Origin of the sequence: Sphaerisporangium rufum (genome assembly GCF_016863395.1) — a bacterium.
Classification (GTDB): Bacteria; Actinomycetota; Actinomycetes; order Streptosporangiales; family Streptosporangiaceae; genus Sphaerisporangium; species Sphaerisporangium rufum.
In genome coordinates, this window is sequence record NZ_BOOU01000051.1 from 14,803 (window position 1) to 33,058 (window position 18,256).

At 71.9% G+C, this 18,256-nt stretch carries 22 protein-coding genes; 5 read left to right on the top strand and 17 right to left on the bottom strand.

Features of this window, described 5'->3' with window-relative positions; genetic code table 11:
- Window positions 1-17: 17 nt before the first annotated feature.
- Together Sru01_RS17870 and Sru01_RS17875 are read right to left on the bottom strand one after the other, a co-directional pair.
- Entirely contained in the window at window positions 18-437 is a 420-nt protein-coding gene (locus tag Sru01_RS17870; protein WP_203986981.1) for a hemerythrin domain-containing protein, read from the bottom strand.
- Window positions 434-1,756, bottom strand: coding sequence for an MFS transporter (locus tag Sru01_RS17875; RefSeq protein ID WP_203986985.1), 1,323 nt, complete (start codon window positions 1,754-1,756; stop codon window positions 434-436). Before Sru01_RS17875 ends, Sru01_RS17870 begins: the two co-directional genes overlap by 4 nt.
- Before the next feature lie 22 nt (window positions 1,757-1,778).
- On the opposite strand from Sru01_RS17875, the gene Sru01_RS17880 reads away from it, so the two are divergent.
- The gene (locus Sru01_RS17880; RefSeq protein ID WP_203986988.1) at window positions 1,779-2,417 is read left to right on the top strand and encodes a TetR/AcrR family transcriptional regulator; all 639 of its coding nucleotides are present in this window, start codon (window positions 1,779-1,781) and stop codon (window positions 2,415-2,417) included.
- Window positions 2,418-2,470: 53 nt separating this feature from the next.
- On the opposite strand, the gene Sru01_RS17885 is transcribed toward Sru01_RS17880, so the two are convergent.
- The 11 genes from Sru01_RS17885 to Sru01_RS17935 all read right to left on the bottom strand — a co-directional run bounded on the left by Sru01_RS17885 (window position 2,471) and on the right by Sru01_RS17935 (window position 12,142).
- Window positions 2,471-4,159, bottom strand: a complete 1,689-nt coding sequence (locus tag Sru01_RS17885) for a sodium/solute symporter (protein ID WP_373869527.1) — start codon at window positions 4,157-4,159, stop codon at window positions 2,471-2,473.
- Between the two features lie 52 nt (window positions 4,160-4,211).
- Window positions 4,212-4,694, bottom strand: a complete 483-nt coding sequence (locus tag Sru01_RS17890; RefSeq protein WP_203986994.1) for a hypothetical protein — start codon at window positions 4,692-4,694, stop codon at window positions 4,212-4,214.
- A 19-nt stretch (window positions 4,695-4,713) separates the two neighbouring features.
- The gene (locus Sru01_RS17895; RefSeq protein ID WP_203986996.1) at window positions 4,714-5,496 is read right to left on the bottom strand and encodes a LytR/AlgR family response regulator transcription factor; all 783 of its coding nucleotides are present in this window, start codon (window positions 5,494-5,496) and stop codon (window positions 4,714-4,716) included.
- Between the two features lie 135 nt (window positions 5,497-5,631).
- Window positions 5,632-6,825, bottom strand: coding sequence for a sensor histidine kinase (locus tag Sru01_RS17900; protein WP_203987009.1), 1,194 nt, complete (start codon window positions 6,823-6,825; stop codon window positions 5,632-5,634).
- 202 nt (window positions 6,826-7,027) lie between these two features.
- Window positions 7,028-7,978, bottom strand: a complete 951-nt coding sequence (locus Sru01_RS17905) for a CU044_5270 family protein (protein WP_203987012.1) — start codon at window positions 7,976-7,978, stop codon at window positions 7,028-7,030.
- The gene (locus Sru01_RS17910; protein WP_307812043.1) at window positions 7,975-8,577 is read right to left on the bottom strand and encodes an RNA polymerase sigma factor; all 603 of its coding nucleotides are present in this window, start codon (window positions 8,575-8,577) and stop codon (window positions 7,975-7,977) included. Before Sru01_RS17910 ends, Sru01_RS17905 begins: the two co-directional genes overlap by 4 nt.
- A gap of 141 nt (window positions 8,578-8,718) precedes the next feature.
- Window positions 8,719-9,153 (bottom strand): HIT family protein, encoded by a 435-nt coding sequence (locus Sru01_RS17915; protein WP_239137517.1) that lies wholly within the window; start codon window positions 9,151-9,153, stop codon window positions 8,719-8,721.
- Window positions 9,150-10,307, bottom strand: coding sequence for an acyl-CoA dehydrogenase family protein (locus Sru01_RS17920; protein ID WP_203987031.1), 1,158 nt, complete (start codon window positions 10,305-10,307; stop codon window positions 9,150-9,152). Before Sru01_RS17920 ends, Sru01_RS17915 begins: the two co-directional genes overlap by 4 nt.
- Window positions 10,308-10,336: 29 nt before the next feature.
- Window positions 10,337-10,852 carry a MaoC family dehydratase gene (locus tag Sru01_RS17925; protein ID WP_203987035.1) on the bottom strand — a complete coding sequence of 172 codons (516 nt, stop codon included), beginning with the start codon at window positions 10,850-10,852 and terminating at the stop codon, window positions 10,337-10,339.
- A gap of 92 nt (window positions 10,853-10,944) precedes the next feature.
- Entirely contained in the window at window positions 10,945-11,265 is a 321-nt protein-coding gene (locus Sru01_RS17930) for a DUF397 domain-containing protein (RefSeq protein WP_203987038.1), read from the bottom strand.
- Window positions 11,222-12,142, bottom strand: a complete 921-nt coding sequence (locus Sru01_RS17935; protein ID WP_203987041.1) for a helix-turn-helix domain-containing protein — start codon at window positions 12,140-12,142, stop codon at window positions 11,222-11,224. The genes Sru01_RS17930 and Sru01_RS17935 overlap by 44 nt, the downstream gene beginning before the upstream one ends.
- Window positions 12,143-12,303: 161 nt before the next feature.
- On the opposite strand from Sru01_RS17935, the gene Sru01_RS17940 reads away from it, so the two are divergent.
- From Sru01_RS17940 to Sru01_RS17950, 3 genes are all read left to right on the top strand, one after another.
- The gene (locus tag Sru01_RS17940; protein WP_203987045.1) at window positions 12,304-12,741 is read left to right on the top strand and encodes an ATP-binding protein; all 438 of its coding nucleotides are present in this window, start codon (window positions 12,304-12,306) and stop codon (window positions 12,739-12,741) included.
- A 133-nt stretch (window positions 12,742-12,874) separates the two neighbouring features.
- Window positions 12,875-13,219 (top strand): ArsR/SmtB family transcription factor, encoded by a 345-nt coding sequence (locus tag Sru01_RS17945; protein ID WP_203987048.1) that lies wholly within the window; start codon window positions 12,875-12,877, stop codon window positions 13,217-13,219.
- Entirely contained in the window at window positions 13,216-13,683 is a 468-nt protein-coding gene (locus Sru01_RS17950; RefSeq protein ID WP_203987051.1) for an SRPBCC family protein, read from the top strand. The genes Sru01_RS17945 and Sru01_RS17950 overlap by 4 nt, the downstream gene beginning before the upstream one ends.
- A gap of 42 nt (window positions 13,684-13,725) precedes the next feature.
- Here Sru01_RS17950 and Sru01_RS17955 read toward each other — a convergent pair whose 3' ends face one another.
- From Sru01_RS17955 to Sru01_RS17970, 4 genes are all read right to left on the bottom strand, one after another.
- A complete protein-coding gene (locus Sru01_RS17955; RefSeq protein ID WP_203987054.1) occupies window positions 13,726-14,391 on the bottom strand; it encodes a hypothetical protein in 666 nt (221 codons plus the stop codon).
- A 197-nt stretch (window positions 14,392-14,588) separates the two neighbouring features.
- Window positions 14,589-14,867 carry a hypothetical protein gene (locus tag Sru01_RS17960; RefSeq protein WP_203987057.1) on the bottom strand — a complete coding sequence of 93 codons (279 nt, stop codon included), beginning with the start codon at window positions 14,865-14,867 and terminating at the stop codon, window positions 14,589-14,591.
- Window positions 14,868-15,016: 149 nt separating this feature from the next.
- Window positions 15,017-15,256, bottom strand: a complete 240-nt coding sequence (locus tag Sru01_RS17965; RefSeq protein ID WP_203987072.1) for a hypothetical protein — start codon at window positions 15,254-15,256, stop codon at window positions 15,017-15,019.
- A 74-nt stretch (window positions 15,257-15,330) separates the two neighbouring features.
- The gene (locus tag Sru01_RS17970) at window positions 15,331-15,693 is read right to left on the bottom strand and encodes a DUF5335 family protein (protein ID WP_203987075.1); all 363 of its coding nucleotides are present in this window, start codon (window positions 15,691-15,693) and stop codon (window positions 15,331-15,333) included.
- Between the two features lie 215 nt (window positions 15,694-15,908).
- On the opposite strand from Sru01_RS17970, the gene Sru01_RS17975 reads away from it, so the two are divergent.
- Window positions 15,909-18,191 (top strand): glycoside hydrolase family 44 protein, encoded by a 2,283-nt coding sequence (locus Sru01_RS17975; protein ID WP_203987116.1) that lies wholly within the window; start codon window positions 15,909-15,911, stop codon window positions 18,189-18,191.
- Window positions 18,192-18,256 lie beyond the last annotated feature (65 nt).

The following is an 18,256-nucleotide window of genomic DNA, read 5'->3' on the forward strand; positions in this document are numbered from 1 at the left end:
GCTACCGTGCGCCGAACCTAGACCTCCTCGGGGAGGGTCACCATCTCATTGAGGATCGGGACCAGTTGCTCCTCCTCGTAGTCCAGGTGGGCCTCCAGTTCGGCGGCGAGCCGGTCGAGTTCCGCGCCGATCCCCGGGCCGCCGTGGTCGAGGAGTCGCCTGATCCGCTCCACGAGCCGGGCCACCACCCGGTGCTCCGAGCGCAGCCGGGTCAAGGTCTCGGCCAGCTCGGGGTGCCCGGCATCGAGATGCGGGAAGAGTGCGTTGTCCTCGCCCTCGTGGTGGGCGTGGAGGGCGTCGCAGAACGCCAGGCAGTGCGTCCGCAGGTCCGCCGCGCCCGCCCGCGACGACCGCAGTTCGGCCAGGTCCCTGCGGAAGCCGTCGTGCAGTTTGATCAGCTCGTCACCCCAGGCGACGATGCGCCGTTCGTCCGTCATGCCAGTTCCTTCCGCGGGAAGCTTCCGTGGACGGCGGCGAAGAGCGCCGCCAGCAGGGCCGCCCCGGTTGCGACGCCAAAGGCCCACCCGGCGCCCCCGCTCGACAGCACGGCCGCCCCCACCGCCCCGGCCACGCTGCTGCCCACGACCCTGACCAGGGCGTTCACCCCGCCGGCGGCTGCGGTCTTGGCGGGTGCGACGTGCTCGACGGCCATCGTCCCGAGCGCCGCGTAGCCGAGGCCGACCCCCAGCCCCAGCAGCGTCGCGGCCCCGTACAGATCCGCACCCGAGGATCTGGACACCACCAGCCACAGGGCGGCGGCCGACACCAGCGCGGAGCCGGCCGCCACCAGCGCCGACGCGGTGAAGCGGCGCATCAGGGGGCCCGCGAGCGTGGACACCACCAGCATCAGCACCGTCGTCGGCAGCAGGTAGATCCCGACCTGCAGTACCGAGGCCCCGAGCGCGCCCTGGGCCACCGCCGACACCGTCGTGATGGCGGCGAACAGGGCGAACCCCAGCAGGAACGACGCCACGGTCGCCCCCACCGTCGCCCGGTGCAGCAGCATCGGGATCTCGATCAGCGGCCACTCGGCACGGCGGGCGGTCGCGACCCAGCCGGCCGCCATCACCACCGCTCCGGCGAGCAGCCCCAGCGTCAACGGCGAGGTCCAGCCCCAGACCGCGCCCTTGCTGATGGCCAGCAACAGGCAGACGAGCCACCCCGCGACCAGCGCCGCCCCGGCCAGGTCCGGCCTTCCCGATCCTCGCGCGGGCGTCTCCCGCACCACGGCCGATACCAGCACCAGGCTCAGGGCGGCCAGCCCGGCCAATGCCCAGAACACCGTCCGGTGGTCTCCGTCCAGCAGCCCGGCGAGGATCATGCCGCCGCCGCTCCCCACCCCGATGGTGGCGCTGAGCACCCCGATCGCGCTCGGCAGCCGGTGACCGGGCACCACCTGCCTGACCAGGCCCATGGCCAGCGGGAGCAGCGGCGCGGCCGTCCCCTGCAACACCCGGCCGGCGATGAGCAGAGGCAACGTGCCCGCCACCGCGCTGAGCATCGAACCGGCGGTGAGCAGTCCGAGCGCGACCAGCGAGACCGAGCGCCGGCCGTACATGTCGCCGAGCCGGGCCAGCAGCGGGATGGAGACCGCGCCTGACAGCAGCCCGGCGGTGAGCGTCCAGGAGACGGTGGTGGACGGGGCGTGCAGCCGCCGTTCGAGACCCGGCAGCAGAGGCACGACGACGGTCATCTGGAGGGTCCCTACGGCCACCGCGAACGCGAGCACCATGACGACCCAGCAGTTTCTATACATGTATAGAAAGTAGCATGGCAGGATGCCGACGCCTACCGGAAGGCCACCCAGGATCTCCCGGGCGGAGATCCTGGCCGCCGCACTCCGGGTGATCGAGGAAGACGGGGTGGGCACGCTCACCATGCGCAGGCTGGCCAGAGAGGTCGGCACCACCGCGATGGCGCTCTACCATCACGTGCGCGACAAGGAGGAACTGCTCCTGCTGCTGCTCGACGACTACGCGGCCGGGCTCCCCCGGCCCGACCTGCCGGAGGATCCGCGCGAGCGCGTGGTGACCGCCGCCATGGCCATGCACGAGGCGGTGTCCGGCTGCCCGTGGGCGGTGGACGTGCTCAGAGCCGACGACCTGCTGTCGGTGGGAGCGCTGTGGTATCCGGAGCGGATCGTCGACGCCGCCGTACGCGCGGGTCTGACGGTGGAGGACGCCGTGGACGCGTACCGGATCATCTGGCACTACACGGCGGGTGAGATCGCCGGCCGGGCGGCGGCGCGCAGGCGGCGGCAGGAGGGCGGCACCACCTACCGGGAGCGGGCGTTCGCCGAGCTGGACGCCGAGGAGTTCCCCCGGCTGAGCGAGGTGGCCGGGCGGTGGGAAGAGCTGACCGCCCGTGACACCTACGCCAAGGGCGTGCGAGCCCTCGTCGATGGGCTTCTCCGGTGAGCCACCGCCCCCAGACCGGTTACCGGCGGTGCGCCGGCCGGTAACCGGCCCGGTCAGTCGCGGGGCCGCCAGTCGCCGCGGTTCAGGTCCAGCGTCTCCGGCGCGTGCAGCCGGACCATGGTGCGCGCCACCCCGGGCGGCACCCGCCCGGGGGTGAGCAGCGAAACCACGATCATCACGGTGAACGAGATCGGCACCGTCCAGGCGGCCGGCTGGGCGAGCAGCGCCCCGGTCCAGCCCGCGTACGGCCCGCCGGTGATGACGGCGATCACCGCGCCGCTGGCCAGCCCGCCGCCGGCCAGCAGCCCGGCGATCGCGCCGCTGGTGGTCAGCCGCCGCCACCAGATGCCGAGCACCAGCAGCGGGCAGAACGACGAGGCCGCCACCGCGAAGGCCAGCCCGACCACGTCGGCGACCGACAGCGAGCGGGCCGCCGTCGCCAGGCCGAGCGGCACGGTCACCGCCAGCAGAGTGGCCACCCGGAACGACGGCACGCCGCCGCGCAGCATGTCCTGCCCGATCACCCCGGCGACCGACACCGCCAGGCCCGAAGAGGTGGACAGGAACGCGGCGAACGCGCCGGCCAGCACCAGCGCGCCGAGCAGCTCGCCGGCCGTGCCGCCGGCCAGCCGGCCGGGCAGGGTGAGCACCACCGCGTCGGTGCGCCCGGTCATCAGAAGCTCGGGGGTGTAGAGGCGGCCCAGCGCGCCGTACACCGCCGGGAGCAGGTAGAACGCGCCGAGCAGCGACAGCACCACCAGCGTGGTGCGGCGGGCGGCCCGCCCGTCGGGATTGGTGTAGAAGCGGACCAGCACGTGCGGCAGGCCCATGGTGCCGAGGAAGGTCGCCAGGATCAGCGAGTACGTCGCGTACAGCGGGTGCTCGCGGCCGTGCAGCGGCAGCGCCCACTCGTGCCCGGTCAGCACCGGCGTCCCGGACAGGTGCGGCACCGCGGCACCGGCCGGGAAGGTCACCGTCGAGTCGTGGCCGAAGGTATGGGTGCCCGGCGCCAGGGTGACCTGCTCGCCGCGGGCCCGCCGGCCGTCCACCTGGCCGGTGACGGTGACGCGCACCGACCGGTCCACCCTGACCGACACGTCGGCGCCGACCGCCACCGCGGTGGCCGCTGCGAACACCGGCGGCGCGTCCTCGCCGGGCGAGGGGCGGCCGTTGCCCTGCCAGGCGACCAGCAGGAACACCGCCGGCAACGCCAGCGCGGTCAGCTTCAGCCAGTACTGGAAGGCCTGCACGAAGGTGATCGACCGCATGCCGCCGGAGAGCACGTTGATCATCACCACCAGGGCCACCAGCAGGCCGCCGACCCAGGACGGCGCGCCGGTGACCGTGCGGAAGACCAGGCCGGCGCTCTGGAACTGCGGCATCAGGTACAGCCAGCCGATCAGCACCACCAGCACGCTGGCGAGCCGGCGCACCGTCATCGACTCCAGCCGCGCCTCGGCGAAGTCGGGCAGCGTGTAGGCGCCCGACCGGCGCAGCGGGGCCGACACCAGGACCAGCAGCACCAGGTAGCCGCCGGTCCAGCCGACCGGTAGCCACAGCATGTCGGCGCCGTAGGCGAGGATGAGCCCGGCCACCCCGAGGAACGAGGCGGCCGACAGGTACTCGCCGCCGATCGCCGAGGCGTTCCACAGCGGCGACACCGTCCGGGAGGCCACGTAGAAGTCGGAGGTGGTGCGCGACAGCCGCAGCCCGAAGGCGCCGACGGTGATCGTGGCGACCATGATCACCAGGATGGCCGCCAGTCCCAGTCCGGTGCTCACCTCGCCGCCCGGGTCACTCGCGCTCGACCAGGTCGGCGAAGTGCCGCTCGTTGCGCTCGGCCTGCCGGACGTACAGCCAGGCCCCGGCCACAAAACCGGGGTAGATCAGCCCGCCGAGCACCAGCCAGGGCAGCGGCAGGCCGAGCAGCCGCAGCTCGCGCAGCTCCGGGACCAGCCGGAACAGCAGCGGCAGGCCGCCGACCACGCAGCCGAGCAGCGTGCAGACGAACACCGCCAGCCGCAGCTGGGTGCGCACCAGCGAGCGCATGTACACCTCGCCCAGCCGGGTCTGCTCGTCGATCTCCTGGGTGGCCGGATAGCGCGGGCGGCGGGCCGCGGTGGTCCGCGGGCTGGTCACCACCTCGCGTTTCGGCCGCTCCGGCGGCCGGGACGCCGCCCGTCCGGCGGTCTCGGCGTCCTGGGCCCCGCCGGCCGCCCGGGCGGCCGACAGCAGGTCGCGCAGCTCGCGCGCCGGCCGGCGCTGCCGCTCGGCCATCACCCGGCGCCCGCGGGGCTCATTCGGCGCGGCCCTTGCGGGCCCGGCGGACCAGCAGGTCGCGCAGCTCGCGGGTGTGCCGGCGGCTGACCGGGATCTCGGTGTCGCCGATGCGCACCGTGCAGCGGCCGGAGTCGATGTGCAGCTCGTCGATGTGCTTGAGCGCCACCAGGTGGCTGCGGTGCACCCGGACGAACCCGGCACCGGCCCAGCGGTCCTCCAGCGCGGCGAGCGGGATGCGCACCAGGTGGCTGCCGGTGGCGGTGTGCAGCCGGGCGTAGTCGCCCTGCGCCTCGACGAAGCGCACGTCGGAGCTGAGCACGAACCGGGTGACCCCCGCCAGCTCCACCGGGATCGTCTCGGCGTCCGGCCCGGCGGGCCCCGGATCGGCGTCGGCGGCCGCGCCGGGCACCCCGCCGGGGACCGCCGCGCAGACCCGGCGGATCGCCTCGGCCAGCCGTTCCGGGCGCACCGGCTTGAGCAGATAGTCCTCCGCCTTCAACTCGAAGGCGTCCACCGCGTGCTCCTCGTAGGCGGTGACGAACACCACCCGCGGCGGCCGGGCGAACTGGGTCAGCAGCCGGCCCAGCACCACCCCGTCCAGGCCGCGCATCCGGATGTCCAGGAAGACCGCCTCGACCGGCCGGCCGTCGGCCATCGCCCGGTCGAGCACCTTCAGCGCCGAGGCGCCGTCCCGCGCGGTGGCCACCTCGCCGATGCGCGGATCGGCGCGCAGCAGGTAGGCGAGGTCCTCCAGCGCCGGCTGCTCGTCGTCCACCGCCAGCACACGAAGGCCCGTCACGTCACTTTCCCTGCCTGTCGCACCCATGAATGCCCTTGAGCGTGATGAATCAGACAGCCGAAGTCAACGGGTGCAGCGGCCTGCCCGGATAACTTTACGGAGACGTCCGGAAACCCGCGCGCCGCCGGCCGGCCGTCACACCGCGACCCCCTTGCGGTACTTGGGCACCCGGACGCTGATCCGGGCGCCGGCCCCCTCGGCGGTCTCCACGACCAGGCCGTACTCGTCGCCGTAGACCTGGCGCAGCCGCTCGTCCACGTTGGCCAGGCCGACCCCGCCGGCCCCGGACCGCTCCTCGGCGTCGCCGGCCAGGATGCGCCGCAGCCGCTCGGGGTCCATGCCGACGCCGTCGTCCTCCACGCTGATCAGGCACTCGGCCCCGGCGTCCTCGGCCAGGATCGTGATGTGCCCGGCCCCGTCCTTGCTCTCCAGGCCGTGCCGGACGGCGTTCTCCACCAGCGGTTGCAGGCACAGGAACGGCACCGCGACCGGCAGCACCTCCGGCGCGATGCGCAGCGTCACCCGCAGCTCGTCGCCGAACCGGGCCCGCTCCAGGGTCAGGTAGCGGTCGATCGAGCGCAGCTCCTCGGCCAGCGTGGTGAACTCGCCGTGCCGGCGGAAGGAGTAGCGGGTGAAGTCGGCGAAGTCCAGTAGCAGCTCGCGGGCCCGCTCGGGGTCGGTGCGGACGAAGGACGCGATCGTGGTCAGCGAGTTGTAGATGAAGTGCGGGGAGATCTGCGCGCGCAGCGCCCGCACCTCGGCCTCCATCAGCAGGGTGCGCGAGCGGTCCAGCTCGGCCAGCTCCAGCTGGGAGTCCACCCAGCGGGCCACCTCGCCGGTCGCCCGCACCAGCCCCGCCGAGGCGTGGTCGCCGTAGGCGGCCAGCGACCCCACCACCCGGTCGTCGGTGGTGAGCGGCACCACCACGGCGTACCGCACCGGGCACTCGGGCCGCTCGCAGCCGACCGCGTCCGGGCCGAGCACCTGGATGCGGCCGTCGCGCAGCGTCGCCGCGGCCGCGGCGAACGCGTGCCTGGCGTGATGATCGCCGGCGCCGTCGTACACCAGCAGCTCCTCGCGGCCGGTGATGGCGATGGCCGGCGAGCCGAGCAGCGCGCGCAGGTGCCGGGACGCCTTCTGCGCGCCGGCCGCGGTCAGCCCGGCGCGCAGCGGCGGCCCGGCCAGCGACGCGGTGTGCAGGGTCTCGAAGGTGGCCCGCTCGGCCGGGCCGGTGCCGAGCTCGCGCCGGCCGCGCAGCACCCGCCACAGCACCACGGCGGGCACCCCGGCGAGCACCACCAGGACGGGCACGGCGAGCAGCGGCTCCACGCCGCCGGAGCCTACCAGCGGTGACCGCCACCAACGGTCCGGGCGACATCACCGGCCCCGGCCATCACTCCGTACGGCCCGACCCGGCCACCGGCCCTCCGGAACCCCGGCCCGGTCGACGGCCGGCCCCCGGTGCGCCTGGTCCGGCCCGGCACCGCGCGGCCGGGCCGGACCACCGGTCCATCGATGTCCGGCGCCCCGGTCAGGGCACCTGGCCGGGCTTGTCGACGACGCCGGAGTTCAGCACGGACATGGCGATGGTGCCGTCGCCACTGACGGCCTTCATGCCGAGGTAGTGGTAGTCACCGGAGTCGAGGATGTAGTAAGTCTTCTCCGACGTCCCGAGGTCGAGCACGACGCCGATTCCCCGGCGACCGTCACCGTCCATGGTGTTCTCCTCGATCGCGACGCGCGGGATCTTGGCCAGCGCGCGGTACATCGCCGCGGTCTTCTCCGGCGGGATGATGGGAGCGTATTTGAGGTACCACCCGATCTTGCCGAACGCCTTGGCGTCCGCCTCGGTCCCGGGTGGGCATTCCAATCCGCACACCGCCTTCCAGGCATCCGCTCCGGCTTCACCGCGGAAGTGCGCGAGCAGGTCGTCCGGATCGGTGGGCAGGGCGTCGATGTCGCGCTGGGTCTTGGCGGGGTTCATCGGCCCCTGCTCCGCCTTGCCGACCTTGAGTTCTCTACCCTCCTCCCGGATGGCGTCCTGCTTCCCGTCCACCCGGCTCCAATGCTCGAACGTCGGCAGATCGCCGTCCGGGAAGTGCTGCGTCTCCTTCTGGTAGACCCACTGGTCCGGGCGGATGGCGGGCACCTGGGTACTGGCGGCGATCAGCGCGGCCTTCTCCAGGACGACGGCCGCGCCACGCGGCCGGGCCGCCTGCGGTCCGGCGACGGCCGGCCGGTTCCCCGGCTCCCCCGTCCCGCCGGCCTGCAGCACGGCCACCGTGCCCGCCGCGAGCCCCGCCCCGGCCAGGGCCAAGCCCCAGCCCAGGTGACGCACCGAGCGGGCCGGCCGCACCGCCGCGAGCCGCCCGGACGGCGCGCCGCCGCGGATCACGGCGAGCAGGCGCTGCTCCTCGGCGCGCACGTCGGGCCGTTGCGGAACCTCGTCCCGCAGGCGCCCGACCAGTTCGAGCTCGTTCATCCGATCTTCCCTTCGTTCTCGCCTGCCTGATCGATGCCGCCGAGTACCCGGCGCAGTTTCGCCCGGGCCCGGCTGACCCGCGAGCGCACCGTCCCCGACGGGACACCGAGCGCCAGCGCGGCCTGTTCGTAGCTGAGCTCGCCCCACGTCACCAGCAGCAGCGCGTCCCGATGCGGCCGAGACAGGCCCGCCAGCGCGGCGGCGAGCCGGCGCCGCTCCCCGTCCGCCGCGAGCCTGCGGTGGACTTCATTGGTGAACGGCTCCACCACCGGGTCGACCCCGGTCCGGCTCAGCGCCCGGTACATGCCGATCTCCTGCCGGCGGTGGCGCCGCATGAGGTTGGTGGTGATGCCGTACAGCCACGGCCGCGCGTCGCCGTAGGCCGGGTCGTAGGAGTCCCGGCGCTGGAAGGCCAGGGTGAAGGTCTCGGCCACGATGTCCTCGGCCGGGTCCTGGCCCAGCCGCCTGATGACGTACCGCTTGATCGCCGGCGCGTGGCGGGCGAACAGCGCGGCGAACTGTTCCGGGTCGTGGCGGGATCTTGCGATCACCGCGGCGTCGTCGATCCCGTCCGGGGCGGCGGGCCGAGGTGGCGTCACCGCCCGGCTCTCCTGTCGCATCTGGTGCCTTTCGCCGTCCGTCCTGACACCGATGATTGCCACCAGTTCGCGCCCGGTTCCCGGAAAATCCGACGACGGCGGAGACGGCCCCGCCGCACCACGGCGCCGCGCGGCAGAGGTCTAGAGCTCGGCGAGGGCGGCGCGGATGCGGGCGGCGTGGGCCGCGGCGTCGGCGTCGCCGTCGTACTTCACCCGGGGCCAGAAGAAGCCGCGCAGGCCGTCCTTGCGGTTGCGCGGCACCACGTGCGCGTGCAGGTGCGGGACGCTCTGGCTGATCTTGTTGTTCATCGCCACGAACGTGCCGGCCGCGCCGAGCCCGCGCTCCACCGCCCGGGAGATCGCCTGCACCCGGGCGAAGAACGGCCCGAGCGCTTCGGCCGGCAGGTCGGCCAGCGTCTCGTGGTGCTCGCGGGGCACCACCAGGACGTGCCCCTTGAACACCGGCCGGACGTCCAGGAAGGCGACCGCGGTGTCGTCGGCCAGCACCACCTGCGCGGGTACCTCGCCGGCCACGATCCGGCAGAACAGGCAGGCCTCGCCCGCCGCGGCGCTCACCAGCCGACCCGCGCCGCGCCGGACAGCAGCGCGCGGGCGATGACCATGCGCTGCACATCGTTGGTGCCCTCGCCGATCGCCATCAGCGGGGCGTCCCGGTAGAGGCGTTCCACCACGAACTCCTGCGAGTAGCCGTAGCCGCCGTGGATCCGCATGGACTCCATGGTCGCGCGCAGCGCCACCTCCGAGGCGAAGTACTTGGCCATCGCCGCCTCGGCGTTCACCGCGCCGGCCTCCGAGCGGACGGCGGCCCAGTAGGTGAGCAACCGGGCCGCCTGGATCTCGGTGGCCAGGTCGGCGAGCTTGAGCTGGATCGCCTGGAACTCCGAGATCGGCCGGCCGAACGCCTGCCGGTCACGGGAGTAGTTCAGCGCCGCCTCGTAGGCGCACTGCGACACCCCGACCGCGCGGGCCGCGATGTTGAGCCGGCCCAGCTCCAGCGCGGCCAGCACCTGCTGCATGCCGCGGCCCTCCACCTCGCCGAGGAGCGCCGAGGCGGGGACGCGGACGCCGTCCAGCACCACCTCGCAGGTCTCGGTGCCCTTGTAGCCGAGCTTGGGCAGGTCGCGGCTGACGGTGAACCCGCGGTCGGCGTCCACCAGCAGCACCGACATGCCCCGGTGCGCCGGCTCGGTGACCGAGGTCTTCACCAGCACCGGCAGCGGGTCGGCGTGCCGGGCGTTGGTGATCCACGTCTTGGTGCCGTGCACGACGTACTCGTCGCCGTCCCGGACCGCGCGGGTGGTGATGCCCTGCAGATCGGTGCCCGCGCCGGGCTCGGTGAGCGCGATGCCGGTCCGCCGGGCGCCGGTGGCCAGGTCCGGCAGGTAGGCCGAGCGCTGCTCCTCGGTGCCGTACCGGGCGATCATCCAGGTGGTGAGCGAGTGCGAGCCGAGGATGCCGGCCACGCCCATCCAGCCGCGGGCGATCTCCTCGAAGACCAGGGCGAACGACACCCGGTCCAGGCCGAGGCCGCCGTACTCCTCGGGCACCGCGATGCCGAACAGGCCGAGCCGCCGGAAGCCCTCGACGATCTCCTCGGGGTCGCGGCCGGTGCGCTCCCATTCGGCGGCGACCGGGACGATCTCGTTGTCGACGAACTCGCGCAGGGTCCGCCGGAACAGCCGCTGGTCCTCGTTGAGCTCGAAATCCACGCGCGGGTCCCATCTGTCGGCTCTGTCGGCTAGTGCAGCGGGCCGGACCTGGCCTCGGGGAAGTGGTCCTTGTCCTGCGGGGCGTCCCGCTTGTAGACCATGACCGACCGGCGCCAGGACATGACCTCGTCGCCGTCCTGGTTCAGGCCACGGGTGCGGCAGGTGACGATGCCGGCGTACGGGCGGGACGCCGACTCCCGGGTGGCCAGCACCACCGACTCGGCGTACAGGGTGTCACCGATGAACACCGGGTGCGTCAGCCGGATATCCTCCCAGCCGAGGTTCATCATGGCGTTCTGGCTGACGTCGCTCACCGAGAGGCCGAGCACGATGGCCACCGACAGCCCCGAGTTGACGATGACCTTCCCGACCGGCGCCTTCGCCGCGTAGTGCGCGTTGAAGTGGTTCTGGTTGGTGTTCATCGTCAGCAGGGTGAACCAGGTGTTGTCCGCCTCGCTGATCGTCCGGCCGAGCGGGTGCCGGTAGACGTCGCCCACGACGAAGTCCTCGTAGTACCGCCCGATCCGCGGCCCGTGCACGGTCATCGGCCACCCCCTCCCCGGCAGAGCATAGTTCCAGTCCCCGGGAAACGGTCGACCCCATGCGACTCCCGCGTCGGCACGGCCCCGAGCGGTGATCAGCGGCCGAACCCGGTCCCGCCGATCTTCAACTCGGCGATGAACGCCCGCCACGCGACCGCGCCGAAGGCCACCACCGGCCCATCCGGCACCTTCGAGTCCCGAACCAGCCGGAACCCGCCCGTCGCACCACCGACGGAATACTCGACGCAGCCCTCGCCGCCATTACTGAAGGCGGACTGTCGCCAGTTCAGGACCGCGTGCGGTGATGGTTCGGCCGGCCCGCCGACGGCCGCGGTCTCCACGCAGCCGTTGGCGCCTTCGCTGTACGTGCTCTTACGCCAGATGAGCGGTGATCCTTCCGGTGACCCGCGCTTCATTCCCTGTCCTCGTCTCATCGGAGTCGTAGGAATCGGCGATCCGACCGATCATGTCGAGTGATTCGTCCGAGCCGAGAGCCATCGTGCGGAGCCGATCGAACGCCATGCAGTATCGGTGTATATCCGAATCATCCTCGATGTACAGGCTGCTGGCCATGGTCTCCACGTAAACGACGTCGGCTTCACCGCTCCCCGGGAATCCCAGAATGGAGAAAGCGCCCACCGCACCCGGATGCGCTCCGACTTCGTTCGGCAGGAGCTGAATTGCCACATTTGAGCGCTCCGCCGCGGCGAGCAGGTACTCGCACTGTTCACGCATGACCGAAGGGCCACCGACAACACGTCTCAGCGCGGCTTCGTCGAGCACGATCCGTAGTTCCACCGGTGTCGCGCGGCGCAACAGTTCCTGCCGGGTGAGGCGGATCTCCACCCTGCGCTCGACCTCCTGCCGGGGAACCAGGGACATGAGACCGGATTCGATGATGGCGCGCGCGTAGTTTTCCGTCTGTAACAGTCCATGGACGAGCGTCTGGTCGTACCGCCTGATCTCGGAAGCGGCTGCCTCCAGACTGATGTAGGTCGCGTACTCCGTGGGAATCGAGTCGTACATGTCCCACCAGCCACGCTGGCGCGCGGTACGCGCCAGGGTGACCAGAGCAGCCCGCTTACTGTCCGGTACCGCGTAGAGATCAAGCAGGATCAGCAGATCCTTCACCCGAATACCGACGTGCGCCGTTTCCATCCTGCTCAGCTTGGATGCCGACCAACCGACCTGTTGGGCGACCTCATCACCGGTGAGGCCGGCACGTTCCCGCAGCGAACGCAACTGTCCCGCCAGCCTGCGCCGGCGAACGCTCGGCCCTTGGCGATCGAGCACGAGCCCATCACCTCCTCGAATCGCGCTCAAGTCTCGCCTACCGGCTGTCACTGCGGCTGACTCATAGTGAAGGAAGTTGGAACTGCAACTCTTGCAATTGGCTTGCGGCATCAGTTCACCCTCAGTCACCGTCCCCTCACCGAAATCAAGGGGGTGACGTAGTGCCGAGCGAACGCGCGGGGATCGTCAGACTGCTCGGATGCCGGACGTCGGTGGCCCGGGCGCGGCAGTTCACCCAGGACCTGCTGGGTCGCGATCATCCGGCCGGCGACGACGTGGTGCTGGTGGTCAGTGAACTCGTCACCAACTCGATCGTGCATTCGCGCTCGGGTACGGCGCGGGGCACGGTGACCCTGACCATCGATGACCTGGACGGCATCGTCCGGGTGGCGGTAACCGACGACGGCTCGGCCCAGCACGCACCCCGGGCGCGGGACGACCTGTACGCCCAGGGCGGCCGAGGGCTGCGCATCGTCAACGCGCTGGCCGAGGAGTGGGGCGTCTCCCATCACGGCGCGACGGTCACCACATGGTGCCAGGTGCCGTACAAATCCGGCGAGTCGCCGGCCGATCCGCCAGGCCACGCACCTCGAGGTTGAGCCGTTCCGCGCTGCGGGCTCGTCGCGGCGACCGGCTTGCGGCAGGCCCTGGACCGGGTGGCCTTCCCGGCCATACGGGCGAAGGTGGGTGACGGGGTTGACCGGTGGAACGGTTCGTGGCTATAAACGGTTCGTGACGACGAACGCTTCGTTGGTACTCGACGCGCTCGGCGACCCGAGCCGGCGGCTGATCGTGGAGCGGCTGGCCGCCGGGCCGATGCCGGTCGGGGTGCTGGCCGCCGCCCTCCCGCTGAGCCGCCCGGCGACCAGCCAGCACCTGAAGGTGCTCAAGGACGCCGGGCTGGTGCGGGTGGAGGCCGAGGGAACCCGGCGGCTGTACCGCCTGGACCCCGCCGGACTCGACGCCGTCCGCCGCTACTTCGACCGCTTCTGGCGGCAGGCCCTGGACGGGTTCGCCGCCGCGGTCGAGGAGTCCGAACCGCCGGCCCGGCCGGCGAGCACAGAGGAGAGATCATGACCCAGACCGAGGCGGCGACGAGTGTGCGCCGCAGCGTGACCGTGTCCGCCACGCCGGAGCGCGCCTTCGAGGTGTTCACCGCCGGCATCGACCGGTGGTGGCCCCGGGACCACCACATCGGCGACGCTCCGCTGCGCGAGAGCGTGCTGGAGCCGGGAGAGGGCGGCCGCTGGTACGAGAAGGGCGAGGACGGCTCGGAGTGCGACTGGGGCCGGGTGCTGGTCTGGGAGCCGCCGCACCGGCTGGTGCTCGCCTGGCAGATCAGCGCCGACTGGGCCTACGACCCCGAGCTGGTGACCGAGGTGCGGGTCACCTTCACCCCGCAGGACGGCGACCGCACCCGGGTCGAGCTGGAGCACGCCCACCTGGACCGGTTCGGCGCCCGCGCCGCCCAGATGGCCGCCGTGTTCGGCTCGGCCAACGGCTGGCCGGGCATGCTGGACGCCTATGCCGCGACCGTCTGACCGGACGTTCCGATACCGGGCTCGCCGCGCCACCGGCCGGGGTCAGGAGGCGGCGACCGCGTCCAGGCGCCTGACGGCGGCCTCGGCGATCGGCCGGGCGATGTTCCGCAGCCGGTCGGCGTCGAGGTCGGCGACGAACTTGACCTGGATGACGACGTTGCGGGCCTGGACGTTGACCTCCACCCCGCCGTTGCCGATCACGTCGTAGGCGGTGTCGCCAAGGCCGGTGAAGACCTGGAACCGGGTGTGATGCTCGCGCAGGAAGGCGATCCCTTGGGCCAGCCGCTCCCTCGCATCATCCGCGCCCGGGTGCAGGGCGGTCGCCGGGTAGCGCTTGATGTCGACATCCAGCGAGGTGTCGCCCAACTGGTCGGCCCACCGCGCCCAGGACCAATCGTCGGTCGGCCCGGCGCCGTCCTCGGTCATCCCGCCGGTGGCCTGCAGCGGGATCCGGGTCGCCAGCCCGCGCCCGGTGCGCAGGTCGTCCACCTTGACCACCGACGTGGCGGGCACCACCTGGACGTACTCGCCCCGGCCCTGCCAGGCGGGCAGCGCCACCTGCCAGGCCACGGACCCGAAGATCAGCACGATCAGCACCACCAGCGGTATCGCCAGGATCAGCACGATCCGCCGCCGGCGCCGCCCCCCGGGCATCGAGCCTTGGGCGCCGCCGTCCGCGATGCCGGTGCCAGTCCCCGGTGCCACCATCAGCCCGTCGCCCCCTTGTGCGGGCTCCGCGCGCCGGCCGTGAACCGCCGGCGGGAAGCGCGAAACCGCCGACCATGATGGCACCGACCCGCCGCCGGAGGATCGACAACGCCCCTCTCGCCTCAGAGGTCGACGCTCTCCCCCGGCGCCGGCCGGCGGATCGCGGAACGCGCTTCAGCACCCGGCGGAGGAACTAATCAGCCATGCGTTCCGGTACGGCGCTCACGGGGCAGCGCTTGGGCATACTCGCCGAGCAGCTTCCCTACTGCCTGATGGCTGACGCCAAGCAGTACGCCGATTTCCCGCTGGGCATATCCCCGGTCCCTGAGATGGCGTGCCGTAAGACGGGTGCGGGCGGTCGCCTCCTCACGGAGACGATCGGCCTCCTGACGGATCTGGCGCGTGGCGGCCAACTCGTCCGCCAATGGTTCGTCGACCAGGACGATCTCAATGTCTTCCAGGTCGGAAGCGGCCATTTCGAAATGCAAGGCAAGCAGATCCCGAACCGTAGCCTCCGCCCTGTCCAGGCGACGAGCCTGGGTGTATGCCGGACGCCGCATTCCTGGGCCTTCGACGGTCAAGGCCCACCAACCACCGGCTTTCTGGGCCTTCACCCGAAAGGTACTCACTGGCCGTGCCCCTCTTCCCGCCTCGCCGTCTCGTCAAGTAACGCTTCCCAGACCCGGAGGATCCTTTTGGCGGTCAACTCGTTGATCTCGTTGTGTCGGGGAACGATGACCGCCTCGCCTCCTACGTACCACTTGTCATGGCTCCCACCATGGACGTCGGGGGACTTGGAGAACTCGAAGCCGAACTCAAGAGCCAGTCTCGCCATCCGATCAAGAAGTTCCTTTCTCTTCACCATGCTAGGCAACCTGCTTGCCATATTCAAGGCAAGCAGGTTGCCGACCTGGAGCTCCGAGTTAGTTCGGGTGGCCGTCAGGCGGGGCCTTGGGCGGGGTGGATGGTGATGATGGTGCGGGTGCCGGCCTCATCGATGATCTCGATGGCCTGGACGCTGCCGTGCTGGACGGTGTCGGCCATGATCTGCCGGGGGTGGTCGATGGCGTGCCGCGTCACCACCGGGTGGCGGCCGTCCTCGCCGCCCAGGCCGATGGCGAACTGGTCGTCCTTGGCGTCGTACTCCAGGTAGGCCAGCGGGACGCGCTCGGCGTCCATCTGATCGCCGATGTCGGCGCCGAGCACCTCGACGGTCATCGCCGAGCCGAGATGCTCGCGGGTCATGGTGTCGAAGAACTCCCGCCACCGCTCGCGCGGCAGTTCGGGCCGTCGCTCCTGCATGTGGTTCTCCCTCTCCGGCCGCGGGTCCCCCGAGCCCGCGATCACCCGACCACGTTAACAAGATCGGCGAAGCCGGACCGTTCGGCACGCGGCTGAAACTTTCGCGGGCCACCGGGGGTGATGCCGGCTCCGGCGGTGATCGTCTTGACTCCCGGCGGGCCGATTTCCAACGTGGCACACGCGCTTTCCCCACGACAGCAGGAGGCAACCTCTCCATGAGGACGAAAAGCCGAGTGACGCCGGCGGTGCTGGCCGGTCTGGTGGCGACGGGCATCGCCCTGGGCCCCGGGCCGCTGTCCGCTCCGGCGCGGGCCGCCGCCGGGCCGGCCCTCACCGTCGACGCCACCGCCGGCCGGCACGCCATCAGCCCCTACGTGTACGGCATGAACTTCGCCGGCGCCGAGCTGGCCCGCGACCTGCGGCTGCCGGTGCACCGGTGGGGCGGCAACGCCACCACCCGGTACAACTTCCGCTACGACACCTCCAACCGGGCGGGTGACTGGTACTTCGAGAACATCCCGAACGAGAACGCCGACCCCGAGAGCCTGCCGAACGGTTCGGACAGCGACCGGTTCGTGGAGCAGAACAAGGCGACCGGCGCCGAGACCATCCTCACCATGCCGCTGATCGGCTGGGTACCCAAGGACCGCACCAAGTCGTGCGGCTTCAGCGTGGCCAAGTACGGCCCGCAGGAGTCCACCGACCCGTGGGCGCCCGACTGCGGCAACGGCAAGAAGCCGGACGGCACGCTGATCACCGGTAACGACCCGCACGACACCAGCGTCGAGGCCGGTCCCCAGTACATCAAGGACTGGGTGGCGCACCTCAAGGGCCGCTACGGCGGCGCCGGCAGCGGCGGGGTGCGGTTCTGGGCGCTGGACAACGAGCCGGACCTCTGGCACGCCACCCACCGGGACGTGCGGCCGGCCGGTCTGGGCTACGACGAGCTGCGCGACCGCACCATCGAGTACGCGGGCGCGCTGAAGCAGGCCGACCCGGGCGCCAAGACCCTCGGCCCGGTCGGCTGGGGCCTCAACTCGATCATCTACTCCGGGCTGGACCAGGACACCTGCTCGCGGACCGGCTGCTGGAGCGACCCGCCGGACCGCGCCGCGCACGGCGGCCAGCAGCTCGGCCCGTGGTACCTGGACCAGATGCGCGCCTACGAGCAGGAGCACGGCACCCGACTGCTGGACTACTTCGACATCCACATCTACCCCCAGCAGTCCGGGGTGTTCAACCAGGAGCCCGGCGACGCGGCCACCCAGGCGCTGCGGCTGCGCTCGACCCGCCAGCTGTGGGACCCGACGTATGTGGACGAGAGCTGGATCAACCAGCCGGTCCGGATGATCCCGCGGCTGAAGGAGCTGGTGGACCAGCACTACCCCGGCACCAAGACCGCGATCACCGAGTACAACTGGGGCGCGTTCGGGCACATCAACGGGGCGCTGGCCCAGGCCGACGTCCTCGGCATCTTCGGCCGGGAGGGTCTGGACATGGCCGCCCTGTGGACCGCGCCGGAGCCGGCCCAGCCGGTCGCGCACGCCTTCCGGATCTACCGGAACTACGACGGCAAGGGCGGGGCGTTCGGCGAGACCTCGGTGAAGGCCACCAGCGCCGACCAGGACAAGCTGGCGGTGTACGCGGCCGAGCGCGCCTCGGACAAGGCGCTGACCATGGTCGTGGTGAACAAGACCGGCGAAGAGCTGACCAGCCAGCTGGCGCTGACCGGCGCCTCGGCGGGCACCGCGCAGGTCTACCGGTACAGCGACGCCGACCTCACCACGATCGTGCGGGCGGCCGACCAGCCGGTGACCGCCACCGGGTTCACCGGCACCTTCCCGGCCAACTCCATCACCCATGTGGTGCTGCCCAAGGGCGATGACGCCGACACCAAGGCGCCGACCGCGCCCGGCAAGCCGGTCGCCGGTGCGGTCACCACCGGCAGCGTGGCGCTGAGCTGGACCGCCGCCATCGACGACCGGGGCGTCACCGGGTACGACGTGTACCGGATGGACGGCACCACCCGCGTCAAGGTGGGCAGCGCCACCGGCACCTCGTACACGGTGACCGGGCTGGCCGCCGACACCGAGTACACCTTCGTGGTCACCGCCCGGGACGCCGCCGGCAACGTCTCGCCCGGCTCGCCGGCGCTGACCGTGCGGACCGCGGCCGCCCCCGCCGGCGGCTGCTCGGTGAAGTATCAGGCGACCAGCTGGTCGGGCGGGTTCACCGCCACCGTGAAGATCACCAACACCGGCGCCCAGGCCGTCAACGGCTGGAAGCTGGGCTTCGAGTTCGCCAACGGCCAGAAGGTCACCCAGGGCTGGTCGGCCGACTGGAGCCAGCAGGGCGCGGCGGTCACCGCGACCAGCCTGAGCTGGAACGGCAGGCTGGCGCCCGGCGCGTCCACCGACATCGGGTTCAACGGCAGCTGGACCGGCCAGAACCAGGCGCCGGCGGCCTTCACCCTCAACGGGCAGCGGTGTTCAAGCTGACCCGGCGGGCCTGAGGCCGTCCTGACCGGCGGGGACGCCGGCCGCTGACCGCGCCCTCCGCGCGG

Excerpts from the sequence above, each read along its gene's own strand:
- Sru01_RS17870 (WP_203986981.1), bottom strand. The coding sequence starts at position 437 with ATGACGGACGAACGGCGCATCGTCGCCTGGGGTGACGAGCTGATCAAA.
- Sru01_RS17875 (WP_203986985.1), bottom strand. The coding sequence starts at position 1,756 with ATGTATAGAAACTGCTGGGTCGTCATGGTGCTCGCGTTCGCGGTGGCC.
- Sru01_RS17880 (WP_203986988.1), top strand. The coding sequence starts at position 1,779 with ATGCCGACGCCTACCGGAAGGCCACCCAGGATCTCCCGGGCGGAGATC.
- Sru01_RS17885 (WP_373869527.1), bottom strand. The coding sequence starts at position 4,159 with ATGGTCGCCACGATCACCGTCGGCGCCTTCGGGCTGCGGCTGTCGCGC.
- Sru01_RS17890 (WP_203986994.1), bottom strand. The coding sequence starts at position 4,694 with ATGGCCGAGCGGCAGCGCCGGCCGGCGCGCGAGCTGCGCGACCTGCTG.
- Sru01_RS17905 (WP_203987012.1), bottom strand. The coding sequence starts at position 7,978 with ATGAACGAGCTCGAACTGGTCGGGCGCCTGCGGGACGAGGTTCCGCAA.
- Sru01_RS17925 (WP_203987035.1), bottom strand. The coding sequence starts at position 10,852 with ATGACCGTGCACGGGCCGCGGATCGGGCGGTACTACGAGGACTTCGTC.
- Sru01_RS17930 (WP_203987038.1), bottom strand. The coding sequence starts at position 11,265 with ATGAAGCGCGGGTCACCGGAAGGATCACCGCTCATCTGGCGTAAGAGC.
- Sru01_RS17950 (WP_203987051.1), top strand. The coding sequence starts at position 13,216 with ATGACCCAGACCGAGGCGGCGACGAGTGTGCGCCGCAGCGTGACCGTG.
- Sru01_RS17955 (WP_203987054.1), bottom strand. The coding sequence starts at position 14,391 with ATGGTGGCACCGGGGACTGGCACCGGCATCGCGGACGGCGGCGCCCAA.
- Sru01_RS17960 (WP_203987057.1), bottom strand. The coding sequence starts at position 14,867 with ATGGCCGCTTCCGACCTGGAAGACATTGAGATCGTCCTGGTCGACGAA.
- Sru01_RS17965 (WP_203987072.1), bottom strand. The coding sequence starts at position 15,256 with ATGGTGAAGAGAAAGGAACTTCTTGATCGGATGGCGAGACTGGCTCTT.
- Sru01_RS17970 (WP_203987075.1), bottom strand. The coding sequence starts at position 15,693 with ATGCAGGAGCGACGGCCCGAACTGCCGCGCGAGCGGTGGCGGGAGTTC.
- Sru01_RS17975 (WP_203987116.1), top strand. The coding sequence starts at position 15,909 with ATGAGGACGAAAAGCCGAGTGACGCCGGCGGTGCTGGCCGGTCTGGTG.